The following is a 13,517-nucleotide window of genomic DNA, read 5'->3' on the forward strand; positions in this document are numbered from 1 at the left end:
TTGGCTGAACCAACGCCGAAAGATATGTAGATGCTACAACTGAAGTAGTCTGAGTATAGTATGTGAACCGCGGCTTTAGATGGCGTAAATAGGCCTTGTAGGAAAACCGTCTGAACGGGTTTTCCCAGCAAAATGTCGGTAAGATGGGGAGTGTTTGTTGGCTGTGTCTGAAAGCAAAATGCGTCTTGAACGAATGCGAGGATTAATGGAAGAACGAGGAATAGATCTTGTTGTGGTTACCTATGGGCCCAATCTCTTCTACTTTGCCAACACGGGAATGGATGCAAGTTTGTGTGTTAAGAAAGATGAAGCTGAGCCATTGCTTCTGGTAAGAAGAGGTTTGCAAAGAGCTTTGGCGGAGTCTTGTTGGGCAGATATCCGACCCTATAGAAGCTACAGTCAGATTCCGCAGCTGCTAGACCTTGGTTCAGGCAAGATCACTCTGGGTCTAGAGCTAGACGTGATGCCGTATCTTGTGGCCAAGAAGTTTCACCGTATTTTTCCCGACAGTGAGATCGTGGATATCGGCCATGATTTGCGGATGCTCAGATCGATGAAATCCGCAGGGGAAATAGATATTCTAACACAAGCTGCTAAGCAAGTACATGGATTGCCCCAATATGCAGTCGAGGTGTTAGGTGAGCAGCCTAACATGACTGAACTCCTGCTATCCGCCAAGATAGAAGGATACTTGCGATCCAAGGGGCACCAGGGCCTTGTACGTATGCAAGGCTACAATAATGAGGTGGCCTTTGGCACTTGCATATCGGGTGTATCTGCATTGCGTACCTCCCGAATGGATTCGCCCCATGGTGGGCCAGGTGCATACAATTGTATCGCTTACGGTGCTGGCAAAAAGCAGATTGAGCCGGGAGAGCCGGTCCTTCTAGACTACTTAGGTGGCTATGAAGGGTATGTTGTGGATCAAAGCCGGCTGATTACCCGGAGTACCCCCAAAGCAGGTGTCGAAGAGGCCTATCAGGCCATGTTGCATGTACAGGATGTAATTGTAAATGCCCTCAAACCAGGCGTCAAGTGTTCTGAGGTCTACCATCTTGCCTTAAACGAGGTGGCCAAGCTTGGCTACGCCGACTACTTCATGGGTATTGGGGAGGATCAGGTAAGTTTCGTCGGCCATGGAGTAGGTCTTGAGCTTAACGAGTATCCTGTACTCACCAGTCGATTCGAAGCTAGGATCGCAGCAGGTATGGTGATTGCAGTTGAACCGAAAGTGATCCTTCCAGAACTAGGCATTGTCGGTATAGAAAACACGGTCTTGGTGACTGATGTTGGCTGTAAGATGATCACTACTGCGTCAGAGGAAATACTCACGGCCAAGGCTTAACCTTGGCCGCCATGGGTTGTGGGATGTTGCGCTAGCTCTTTCAGCTTAGGCTAGTTGGTCTGTCGTATTCGATGTCTACTGCCTCGAAGGAATTAACTAATCCCCAGGAGCAGCCGGGCAATTTCGAAGTATAGAATCAGTCCTAGTACGTCTACGATGGTTGTGATGAAAGGACCAGCCATCACCGCAGGATCCATTTTGAGTTTCCTGGCAATAAAGGGAAGCAGAATACCCGTGAGGTTTGCTATTAAGACTACGATCCCCAAGGATAACCCGATGGTAATGCTAAGCATGAGATCCTGCCCAGATATAAATAGGCTTCTTAAGAAGGAGAAAGCAGCAAGTATGGCGCCCATAATCAGTCCTGCGAGTAATTCGGTGCCGATGACTTGCATGATACTCTGATTTTCCAAATCGCCTACAGCAAGCCCCCGGATGACCAAGGTAGCTGACTGGGTTCCTACGTTTCCACCGGTGTCCATGAGTAAGGGTATGAAAAAAGCCAAAGCTACCACAGTTTCCAACGCAAAGGCATACTCCTCCATGATACTGCTGGTGAAGCTTTGTAGTAGAATTAACACCACCAACCAGCCAAGGCGTTTTCCGACTCGGGCCATGACTCCCTGCTGGAAGTAGTCCTCAACGTCTGTAGTGACACCGCCCATGCGGTGAATGTCTTCGGTGCTTTCTTCGCGTATTACCTCAAGAACGTCATCATGGGTAATAATTCCGACGAGACGATTCTCACTATCCACTACAGGAACGGTGCTTAAGCCAAAGTCGGTCATGATCCGAGCGACTACTTCCTGGTCAGTATCCGTGGTTACACTAATTACACTAGTGTGCATCAGATCCCCAACCCTGGTCTGCAGGGAAGCTAGGATCAACTCTCTTAAGGTGATTACACCAACAAGCTTCCTGGAATTTGAAATAACATAGCAGTTGTAGATAGTCTCCTTATTGGGTGCTGTAAGCCGAATATGATCCAAAGCCGCTTGCACCGTTTGGTCTTCTTTAAGATCGACGAATTCGGTTGTTGTCAGACGTCCAGCACTGTCCTCAGCATAGCCAAGAAGTTGGTTTGCGATTTTACGTTCGTCGGGTGAAAGCAAAGACAGATAGTGTTTTGCCACTTTCGCGGGTAGTTCCTCAAAAAGGTCAGTTCGATCATCAGGGGCCATTTCATTTAGTAGATCGGCCATTTGCTGATGGGTCATAGATTCGAGAAGACTGTTTCTCTCATGCCGCTCCATGTATTCAAATACTTCGATTGCGAAGTCTTTTCTTAGCAAACGAAAGGTCAATGCCTTGGAGGGCTGATCCAAGACCCCTAAAAGATCAGCAACTTGTCTGGGGTGCTGATCCTGAAGGGTCTCCCTGATGGCTTCGTATTTCCGCTCAAAGAGAAGCTGATTAATCTGATTGACAATATCGATTTCCATTGGGGCCACCTCCTAGTGCGCTTTGAAGGAGGTCTAAGTGGTGAGTTGAGGTAGACCTCCTTAGAGTCTCTTGACGGGTCAGGGTCCATCTACAACCCACCTCCTTTAAGCCCATTGCTTGATCTGCGGATGTTCCTTGTTCGTAGACGGTCAAACCCAATCTTCCTATTGCATTATACAACTTAATGCTCTAAAGTACAATTCTAGAAGGGGTTGCAAGGCCTCCTAGGGCAGGAATCAAGACGATGGTGGCGAAGATTAAGCGAAGAAGAGTTCTATCTAGCTAGGTAAAGGGAAGTGAGTGCTATGGGCATTACGATTAAAAAGCAAGAGTATGCTGGGTGGCAGAATTGTCTGCATCTCTCCAATGGGAAACTGGAGCTGGCGGTGACTACCGATGTGGGTCCCCGGATTATCCACGTGGGATTACCCGGCGGCCCTAATGAGTTTGCTGTGAATAAGGAGCAAGCGGGTAAGACCGAACAAGAGGAATGGTGCATCTTTGGTGGGCATCGTTTGTGGCACAGCCCGGAGTACATAAATCGGACCTATTACCCGGATAGCAAAAAGGTGAGCTATCGAGAAGTAAGGAATGGAGTCGTCGTAACTCAAGATGTGGAGCCTAACACGATGATCCGAAAGGAAATGGAGATCCTCCTATCGCCTGATACACCAAGGGTTAAGGTTATACATCGGTTAAGCAATGTTGGGGTGTGGGACGTTGAACTTGCCCCCTGGGCATTATCTGTCATGGATGTGGGAGGAGTGGCTATTATTCCGCAACCGACCAAGGCACATCCCGAAGGCAAACTTCCCAACCGCACATTGACCCTGTGGCCCTATACCGATATGCAGGATAGCCGGGTGTTTTGGGGGAGTCAGTTTATAACGGTTCAACAGGACCCCTCCATGGAGGCTCCTTTTAAGTTAGGTATTTCCGCAAATGACGGATGGACTGCCTATGCCAATAACGACCACTTGTTTGTCAAAATGTTTGACTACGACGACGAGAGCTTCTATCCCGACGGAGGGTCCTCCGTTGAGATTTACACCTGTGATTGGATGCTGGAACTGGAAACACTAGGACCTTTGACTTTGCTCAGTCCCGATGAGACTGTAGAGTATGTGGAGGAATGGGTCCTATTGGATCATGTTCCAAAGCCTCAGAACGAAGAGGATGTCGAGCGAACCATCGTTCCTTTGCTCTATGAACTGATTGACTAGATTACTCTGCGGGATAGGTGTATGCTGTGGCAACTTTATTTGAGATAACAACGACATTCATGAAGGTGGGTGGCTTTACTCTAGGTGGTGGTTATGCTATGCTACCTATGATTGAGCGGGAGGTCATCGACCGGAAGAAGTGGATTGAGCGGCAGGAAGTACTAGATATCTACGCGTTGGCTCAATCGGTCCCAGGGGCTATTGCCATTAATTCGGCCATGTTTATTGGGTACCGTCTAAGAGGCTTGCTTGGTGCTATCTTTGCTGGGATCGGGATGATTACACCCTCATTACTGGTGATCCTGATTATTGCGCAAGGCTTTTCCAAAGTACAAGATAATCGTATGGTTATCAGCATCATGCAGGGTGCACGCGCCGGAGTTGTGGCCCTAATTGTTTTTGTGACATGGTCCATTGCGAAGCGTTCCATCAAGGGGCGGGTAGATCTGACTATTGGATTGGCAGCTCTCGTAGCTGTTACTTTTGATCTGGTATCTGCAGTAGGGGTATTGCTGATCTCCGCACTTCTGGGAATAGTCGCCTATAGATTACAGGACAAGAAAGCAGGGCCGCAGGATGATTGAGGTATACTTACGCCTAGCGGCGATATTTTTCAAGATAGGTCTTTTCACCGTTGGTGGTGGTTATGCGATGCTGCCACTGATTCAGGAAGAGACCACCCATTACGGTTGGCTTACAATCGGGGAATTTGCTGACATTATCGCCATTTCCGAGATGACCCCCGGGCCTATTGCAGTTAATACGGCTACCTTTGTTGGCTACCGGGTCGGGGGTGTTCTTGGTTCCGTTGTTGCGACCATTGCTGTAGCTTTGCCTTCTTTGCTCATTGTTGTTCTTATTTCCAAATTTCTATCCCGTTTTAGTTCAAGCCCAGTTACAGAATGGGTTTTCAAATACCTCCGTCCGGCTGTTGTAGGGTTGATTGCTTCGGCCGCGTTGTTCCTTGGTCAAAGCACCCTATTTCCAGGATGGGATATAGACTTTCGGGCAACTCTGATAACCGTTGTTGTCGGTTTTGGACTGTTTAAGTTCAAGTTGCACCCGATCTGGGCCCTTCTAGGGGCAGGATTGATGGGTCTTGTGTTGTTTTAGCGGATTATGAAAGGATTTTGGGACTGCAATGGGGAAGAGAAGCTAAAACTAAATCATGAATGAGAGAAATCTGGTAAGAGAAGGGGCATTGGAATGAATTGGATTGAAGGTAAGAAAATCTGGTTCAATGGTGAATTTGTTGATTGGAAAGATGCGAAGATTAATGTACTTAGTCATGTGGTGCACTACGGGTCAAGTATATTCGAAGGACTGCGCTGCTATTCCACACCACAGGGGCCTGCGGTATTTAGGCTTCAGGACCATACCCGGCGGATGTTCGATTCGGCGAAGATCTATCGAATGGAGATCCCGTATACCCAGGATGAGTTCAACGAGGCGATTGTCAGTACAGTAGGTATCAATAAATTCGATTCCTGCTACATTCGTCCCATTGTTTTTCGGGGTTTTGCACAATTGGGGGTTAACCCACTTAACTGCCCCGTAGACTGTGTGGTTGCTGCATGGACGTGGGGTAGCTACGTGAGTGAGGAGGCCTTAGAAAAGGGAGCCGATGTGTGCACATCCTCATGGAATCGGATGAGACCCAATACACTCCCAGCTCTCGCCAAAGCAGGTGGTAACTACCTCAATTCACAGTTGATCAAAATGGAGGCCCTTGCCAACGGCTATGAAGAAGGGATCGCCCTAGATCATGCTGGATTGATCAGTGAGGGTAGTGGTGAGAATCTTTTCCTTGTAAGGGATGGGGTTTTATACACTACTCCACGAAGTGCATCAATCCTCGGTGGTATTACCCGGGATTCCATTATGGTCTTGGCTAAGGATATGGGGATTGAAGTAGTCGAGGAAAACATTCCCCGGGAGATGCTCTACATTGCCGATGAAGTATTCTTCAGTGGGACTGCGGCAGAGATTACGCCTATCCGCAGTGTTGATCGCATTCAGGTTGGAGCGGGCAAGCGAGGTCCTATTACCGAGAAGCTTCAGAAGGCTTTCTTCGATATTGCCAACGGTAAGGTTGAAGATCGGCATAGCTGGCTAACGCACGTGAAGTAATTGAACCCGGGCCAAGGCCCCGGACAATTTGTCCGGGGCCGAAGACGAGTTTGCTTGTGTAAGATAATTGCTTCTTAGCATTATTTGGTGCAAATACCGGGGATTTCCGTGATTCATCGGATTGAAAACCTTGTCATAACCCAAGCACCGTGTTATAATGTACCTACGTTGCGCCCGTAGCTCAGCTGGATAGAGTGTCTGACTACGAATCAGAAGGCCACAGGTTCGAATCCTGTCGGGCGCACCACTTCCAAACCCTTGATATTAAAGGGTTTTTTCTTTTTCCCGCCACTAAGCAAGAAGGCCTTCGAGCATCATTTGGGCATATCCGGTTTTTGAAACCCTATTTTGCACGAAAATTGGCTAGTTTGGACATGGCTTTTCGCTTAGCCGCCAGGTCTGAATGGACGTGAGTATTCAAGAGCAGATCCAGACGCCTACCGAATACCTAGACATGATGCAAATACTACAATAAACCGGGGGATAAGCACTCCTATCTTCTCATAGCCCAGAGCAACAAAACGCATTCTGGTAAAGCAAAAGGGGATGCGTCCAGCATTATTACACAGCTTAAAACACTGATGGATATCCTCAGGTTGTTCGTCTTAAAGATGGACATGGTCTGAAAATTACTAGGACAAGCCTAAAAGATGCCTTAAGCAAAGAAATCAATAGGGGGTATTCGGTGGTGTAGTGACCAACAAGACGTAGTAGAAAGGACTTTTGCGGTCGGACATGGAAACTAAATAATAAGTTGACTTATAGATGGTCTTGAACGGAGGAATGGAATGTCAAGAGTTAATAACGCTGATATCGGATTTGAACAAGAGATTTGGAAGGCAGCGGATGTTTTAAGAGGCAATATGGATGCTTCTGAGTACAAGCATGTCGTTTTGGGCCTTATTTTCCTAAAATATATTTCGGATGCTTTTGAGCACAGGTACGAAGAGCTGGTTAAGGAAGGTAAAGGCTATGAGGAAGATCGTGATGAGTACACTTACATAAATATCTTCTTTGTTCCCGAGGAAGCCCGTTGGAGTAAAATCGCTGCTAACGCCCACACCCCCGATATCGGTGTGATCATTGATGAAGCTATGCACGCCATTGAAAAGGAGAACCCTAGACTAAAGGGGATCTTACCGAAAAACTTTGCTCGACCAGAGCTAGACAAACGCAGACTAGGCGAGATTGTAGATATCTTTACTAATATCTCCATGAAAGAACATGGGGACACCAAAGATATTTTAGGCCGGACCTATGAATACACTCTTAGTAAGTTTGCTGAACAAGAAGGCAGAAACGCCGGAGAATTCTATACCCCATCTTGTGTGGTTAAGACCTTAGTAGAAATACTAGAACCATATGAAGGTAGGGTTTATGACCCTTGTTGCGGTAGTGGGGGCATGTTTGTGCAGTCATCTAAGTTTGTAGAAAGCCATCAGGGGAATATTCAAAATATCTCTATTTATGGACAAGAAGCTAACCCCACTACTTGGAAGATGTGTCAAATGAATTTAGCCATTCGTGGCATTGAAGGAAACTTAGGAACTAGTGCCGCTGATACCTTTTTTAATAACCTACACCCAACCTTAAAAGCGGACTTTATCTTAGCGAATCCGCCGTTTAACATGTCTGGATGGGGAGCGGAACAACTACAAGATGATAAGCGTTGGGCTTTTGGGATACCACCGGCTGGTAACGCCAACTTTGCTTGGCTCCAGCATATGATCTACCATCTAAGCGCCAAGGGCAAGCTGGGTATGGTTCTCGCTAACGGATCCCTGTCCAGTCAAACCAGTGGGGAAGGGAAAATCCGTGAAAACATAATCAAGGCGGACTTGGTAGAGTGTATTGTTGCCATGCCTGCACAATTGTTTTACTCTACTCAAATTCCTGTATCGCTGTGGTTCATCAGTAAGCAGAAAAAGCAACCAGGCAAAACCCTGTTCATCGATGCAAGGAACATGGGGAAGATGGTAACCCGTTCACTCAAAGAACTAACCGAAGAGGAGATTGAAAAACTCGCGGATACCCACAAAGCCTTCGAAGCAGGTACCTTAGAAGCAGAAAAAGGCTTTTGCGCGATAGCAACAATTGAAGAGATCGCTGAACACGATTATATCCTCACTCCCGGACGTTATGTTGGCATTGAAGAGGAGGAAGATGATGGGGAGCCCTTTGAAGAAAAAATGGCTCGCCTCACTTCGGAACTGACAAATCTGTTCAAAGAAAGCGCTGAACTGGAAAAAGAGATCCGGGACAGGCTGGGGGCGATTGGGTATGAGATCTGATATACCCCTTGGATGGAATGAAGTTAAGTTGGAGAATATCACAACAAAGATAGGTAGTGGCGCTACACCTAGGGGAGGAAGTCGAGTATATTTAAATCAAGGAGTAACTTTTATAAGAAGCCAGAATGTTTTAGATTATAGCTTTGATGCTAACGGGTTAGTTTATATTGGTGACGCGCACGCGGATCAACTAGAGAGTGTAACAGTTCAAGAAAATGACATTCTATTAAATATTACAGGGGATTCGGTTGCTAGGGCATGCTTGGTACCTACCGACAGGCTACCAGCAAGAGTAAATCAGCACGTTAGTATAATAAGGGTAGATCCAAGCGTTGCCGATCATAGGTACTTACTCTATGAATTGCAGTTTTTGAAACAACACCTACTGTCTTACTCACATTCAGGTGCAACTCGAAAAGCACTGACGAAAGCAATGATCGCAAACCTGACAATACTTTTACCACCATTGGCAACCCAAAAAGCCATCGCCTACACCCTATCTTGCCTAGACGCAAAGATTGAAGTCAACAATAAGATTATAAGAAACCTAGAAGAACAAGCCCAAGCCATCTTCAAGAACTGGTTTATAGACTTTGAACCCTTTCAAGAAGGAGAGTTTGTGGAAAGTGAGTTAGGGACGATACCGAAGGGGTGGGAGGTAGTGTCTCTATCTCAAATGGTCAGTGAAACGCGTGCGGGGGATTGGGGTATAGCTCGACCGGAAGGGAAAAACACAGAAAAAGTATACTGCATAAGGGGAGCGGATATCCCTGATGTCAGGGCGGGGAAAAAGGCAAAGATGCCTGTTCGTTACATTCTGCGAAGAAATCTGGAAAATAAAAGACTTGAACCCAATGATATTGTTATCGAGATGTCGGGTGGCTCCCCAACGCAGAGCACAGGGCGCGCGGTAAAGATCTCTAGTCATTTGCTTACCAGATATGACGAAGATTTGGTGTGTACAAATTTTTGCCGAGCATTATCGGTAAAAAAACCATATGCTACATTTCTATATAGACATTGGATTCATTTCTATGATACTTCTTTGATGTTCGCGTACGAAAACGGGACAACAGGTATCAAAAACTTCGATCTTGATAGCTTTCTGACCAATGTAAGGATTGTTGTGCCACCCGTTGAATTACTTAGTCGATATTACGATTTTTATGATGCATTTGAGGAAAGCATCTATAGTCTAAGTCGGGAATGCGATGTATTAGCTAACCTCCGCGACACCCTCCTTCCCAAACTAATGAGTGGCGAGATTGAAGTTCCTATAGACCAGTAGAGAGGGGTTGATACTGTGTACTTTACCGAAGATCACCTAGAACAAGCGGTATTAGAAGTCCTAAGAGAATACGACTACCAAGTCCTCTTTAGTGGTGAGATCGATAGAGACTACCGTAATCCTCTCTACATGGACGATTTGGAGGAGGCTTTGTTTGCCATTAATCCTGGTATTCCAGTTGTGGCCATCCAAGAGGCCATACGTAAACTGCAGGCTATGGATGCCGGAAGTTTAATCCAAAAGAACAAGATCTTCATGGATTGGTTCCAAAACGGAATGGAAATATCCTTTGAAGAGCAGGGAGAGATCGTAACCCGTTTAGTTAAACTCGCTGACTTTGAAAACGTGGGGAACAATCACTTCACAGTCATCAATCAATGGACGGTCCAAGGTTCCACTAGGGTAGTAAAACGCCCCGACATTGTCATCTTTGTTAATGGACTACCTTTAGTAGTAGTTGAGCTTAAAAGCGGTACCAGGGAAGAAGTAAGCACTACCGATGCTTACCTGCAACTCCGTAACTACATGAAAGCCATCCCAGAACTTTTTTGGTACAACGGCTTTTGCATCATTAGTGACATGACTCACTCCATGGCTGGCACCATCTCAGCCGATGAAAGCCGATTTATGGAATGGAAAACAGTAGATGGTAGCTACGAAGAAACTGCTATTGCTACTTACGATGTTCTGTTTAGGGGTATGCTAGAACCCAAACGTCTTTTGGATATTCTAAGACACTTCACCCTAGTAATGCGGGGAACACCAGAGGATATAAAAATCCTTTCCGCCTATCATCAATACTACGCAGTAAAAAAGGCAGTAGAAACCACCGTAGAGGCCACCAAAACAGATGGACGAGCCGGTGTCTTTTGGCATACCCAAGGTAGTGGGAAGTCTTTATCCATGGTGTTTTACGTCAAGCAATTGCAAGAAAGGCTGAAATCACCCACCTTTGTGGTAATCACCGACCGTAATGACCTGGACGAACAGCTCTACGGTCAATTTGCGGCGTGTGATGAGTTTCTCAGGCAGACTCCGATTAAGGCGGAAAGTAGAAAACATCTCAAAGAATTACTAGACAATAGACAAGCTAACGGCATCTTCTTTACCACCATGCAGAAGTTTGAAGAATCGGATGAACCACTTTCTGATCGTAGGGATATTATCGTTATTGCCGACGAAGCTCATCGTAGCCAATACGGTCTTACTGAAAGAATTAGAAGAGATGGGACTATAGCTAAGGGAGCTGCCCGAATAATCCGGGACAGCCTACCAAACGCCAGTTACATCGGTTTTACAGGAACGCCTATTTCCCTAAAAGATCGGGACACTCGCGAGGTGTTCGGTGACTACATAGATATCTACGATATGTCCCAAGCGGTAGAAGATGGGGCCACTAGACCAGTGTTCTATGAAAACCGCGTCATGAATCTAGGACTAAGGGAAGATGTCTTAGAGGAGATTGATCGAAAATACGAGGAGCTAGCCTTTGAGGCCAGTGCAGAAAACATTGAGCGGAGCAAAAAAGAGTTAGGCAAAATGTCCGCGATCCTCGGGGCACCTGAAACCATTGAAACCTTGTGCCGAGACATTGTAGGGCATTATGAAGATAACCGCCAGCACTATCTAACAGGTAAAGCCATGATCGTAGCTTATGATCGTCCTATTGCCATGAGAATCTACGAAGAAATCTTAAGACTGCGCCCAGACTGGACAGAAAAGGTTAAGATCGTCATGACCGGAAACAACCAAGATCCAGAGGAGTGGCATGATCTAGTCGGAACCAAAGCTTACCGCCAACAATTGGCCACTAAGTTCAAAGACAACGATGATCCCATGAAAATAGCCATTGTAGTAGACATGTGGCTTACAGGATTCGATGTCCCTAGCCTCGCTACCATGTATGTGTACAAGCCCATGGCTGGTCACAACCTCATGCAGGCCATTGCCAGAGTAAACCGGGTCTTCCAGGATAAAGAGGGAGGACTGGTGGTGGACTATATTGGCATTGCCAATGCCTTGAAAGAGGCCATGAAGGACTATACTAGAAGAGACCAGAAAAACTTTGGAGAAATGGATATTCAAACGACAGCCTATCCTCACTTTCAAGAAAAACTCCAGGTCTGTAAAGAATTGCTCCACGGATTTGACTATTCCATCTTCACCAAACCAAACTCCACTCCCAAGGAGCGAGCAGATGCCATTAGAGATGGGGCCAATTTCGTTTTCGGCTTTGGAGAAGAAGAGCAAAAGCTCTTTATTCGAGAAGCAACTTACATGAAACAATACAAGAGCCTATGTCAAAGCATTCTCACAGAAACTGAGCGGCTAGAATCTGCTTTCATTGAAGCAATCAGGGTGTCTGTCACTAGGGTACGCGACTCGAAAAAACTTAGCCTTAAGGAAATTAACCAAGAGATCAGCAACCTTTTAGAACATAGCATTCAAAGTGCAGGGGTGATCAATCTCTTTTCTGATCGCGAAGAAGAATTCTCCGTCTTTGACGAGGAGTTTTTGGAGCGGGTTAGGACCATGGAGCAAAAAAATCTGGCCATGGAACTACTCAAAAAACTTCTATCTGAGCAGATCGCCATCTACCAGCGTTCCAATTTGGTTCAAGCGGAACGTTTCTCTGAACGCATGAAAAAGATCATGAATAGTTACCGTAATAGTCAAATCACGAATGCAGATGTGATTGACGAATTAATTGAAATGAGTTACGACATAATGAATGCTACCGAAAAGGGAGAGGAACTTGGCCTAGTTAGGGAGGAACTAGCGTTTTACGATGCTCTGACAAAGCCACAGGCTATAAAGGATTTTTATGAGCATGAAACACTAATCGAAATAACCAGAGAACTCACTGAACAATTAAGAAGAAGCCGTACCATCGATTGGCAACAACGCAGAAGCGCAAGAGCTGGCATGAGACGCATGATAAAAAGACTGCTCGACAAATACGATTATCCACCGGAAGGACAAGAAGAGGCGATCCAGATTGTCTTAAAGCAGGCTGAGCAATGGGTTGATAATATAGAAGTGTTTTATTAAAAGCAATGATGTTGGAAAGGCAATAATCAAAGCTCGGCTTTATCGTTGACCAGAAAGACTATAGGATTTACCTTAGGCAAGGCTTAAAGGACATACCGGAAGAGGGCTATGGAGTGATTGTTGGCGGCTAATCCCCACCCTTATAGCTACTTCTGTAGCCACCTCAAAATCGTCTGAAAGCCCCCATAATGCGCACTTTGAGGTTTGTAGCGCTATTGTGGAGATGTCGAAAGCGAGGATTACAAAGCTGTTACCAGGCATGACCTTTTAGAATTCATGAGAGACTATGAAACGGTGGACAATGCCATCTGTCAAGACTATTATCGGCATTTGAGCAAGATTGAAGAACAATTTATCTCCTATAATGAGTCGACTCCACTGCAAAAAGTCAATGAAACCGGGTTTTTCGCCCTGGTCGTGTATTCCGGTCATTTCGATCACTGAATATGCTTCAACCCGATCACCGATTCCGGTTCATGTCGATCCCCTAAATGCCGTGGTTTCCGCCTGCAGCAGAGTAATGCCCTTGGAAGCTGTTGATTCGCCTATGGTGGGTTGTTGCCATGAAGACGGCAAGTAACTACCAAGGTCTGTATGATCTTCGTACTGATAGTTCTCAAGGACATGAGTATTCCGATCGAATAAGGCCACCTTCACGGAGAAAGAGGGCCACCCTCACGGTCAGATAAGGCCACTGTCACGGACTAGAAGGCCACCCTCTTTGTCACCGTTTTGCTCAAATTATC

The 13,517-nt window shown here is 46.1% G+C and carries 9 protein-coding genes and 1 tRNA gene; 9 read left to right on the plus strand and 1 reads right to left on the minus strand.

Going from position 1 to position 13,517, the window contains the following annotated elements:
* Positions 1–163: 163 nt before the first annotated feature.
* Complete coding sequence (locus M0Q40_08130) at positions 164–1,345, plus strand: Xaa-Pro peptidase family protein (GenBank protein ID MCK9222576.1); 1,182 nt, start codon at positions 164–166, stop codon at positions 1,343–1,345.
* Between the two features lie 92 nt (positions 1,346–1,437).
* On the opposite strand, the gene mgtE is transcribed toward M0Q40_08130, so the two are convergent.
* Positions 1,438–2,787, minus strand: a complete 1,350-nt coding sequence (mgtE, locus tag M0Q40_08135) for a magnesium transporter (protein MCK9222577.1) — start codon at positions 2,785–2,787, stop codon at positions 1,438–1,440.
* 306 nt (positions 2,788–3,093) lie between these two features.
* On the opposite strand from mgtE, the gene M0Q40_08140 reads away from it, so the two are divergent.
* The 8 genes from M0Q40_08140 to M0Q40_08175 all read left to right on the plus strand — a co-directional run bounded on the left by M0Q40_08140 (position 3,094) and on the right by M0Q40_08175 (position 12,771).
* Positions 3,094–4,011, plus strand: a complete 918-nt coding sequence (locus M0Q40_08140; protein ID MCK9222578.1) for a DUF4380 domain-containing protein — start codon at positions 3,094–3,096, stop codon at positions 4,009–4,011.
* A gap of 26 nt (positions 4,012–4,037) precedes the next feature.
* Positions 4,038–4,595: a chromate transporter gene (locus tag M0Q40_08145; GenBank protein MCK9222579.1), complete on the plus strand. Its 558-nt coding sequence runs from the start codon at positions 4,038–4,040 to the stop codon at positions 4,593–4,595.
* A complete protein-coding gene (locus tag M0Q40_08150; protein ID MCK9222580.1) occupies positions 4,588–5,124 on the plus strand; it encodes a chromate transporter in 537 nt (178 codons plus the stop codon). Before M0Q40_08145 ends, M0Q40_08150 begins: the two co-directional genes overlap by 8 nt.
* A 93-nt stretch (positions 5,125–5,217) precedes the next feature.
* Entirely contained in the window at positions 5,218–6,141 is a 924-nt protein-coding gene (locus M0Q40_08155; GenBank protein ID MCK9222581.1) for a branched-chain amino acid transaminase, read from the plus strand.
* 170 nt (positions 6,142–6,311) lie between these two features.
* Positions 6,312–6,388 (plus strand) — tRNA-Arg (locus M0Q40_08160).
* 541 nt (positions 6,389–6,929) lie between these two features.
* Entirely contained in the window at positions 6,930–8,432 is a 1,503-nt protein-coding gene (locus M0Q40_08165) for a type I restriction-modification system subunit M (GenBank protein MCK9222582.1), read from the plus strand.
* Positions 8,422–9,720, plus strand: a complete 1,299-nt coding sequence (locus M0Q40_08170) for a restriction endonuclease subunit S (protein MCK9222583.1) — start codon at positions 8,422–8,424, stop codon at positions 9,718–9,720. The genes M0Q40_08165 and M0Q40_08170 overlap by 11 nt, the downstream gene beginning before the upstream one ends.
* A gap of 15 nt (positions 9,721–9,735) precedes the next feature.
* The gene (locus tag M0Q40_08175) at positions 9,736–12,771 is read left to right on the plus strand and encodes a type I restriction endonuclease subunit R (GenBank protein ID MCK9222584.1); all 3,036 of its coding nucleotides are present in this window, start codon (positions 9,736–9,738) and stop codon (positions 12,769–12,771) included.
* Positions 12,772–13,517: the final 746 nt, after the last annotated feature.

The organism is Limnochordia bacterium, from assembly GCA_023230925.1.
GTDB lineage: Bacteria > Bacillota > Limnochordia > DUMW01 > DUMW01 > JALNWK01.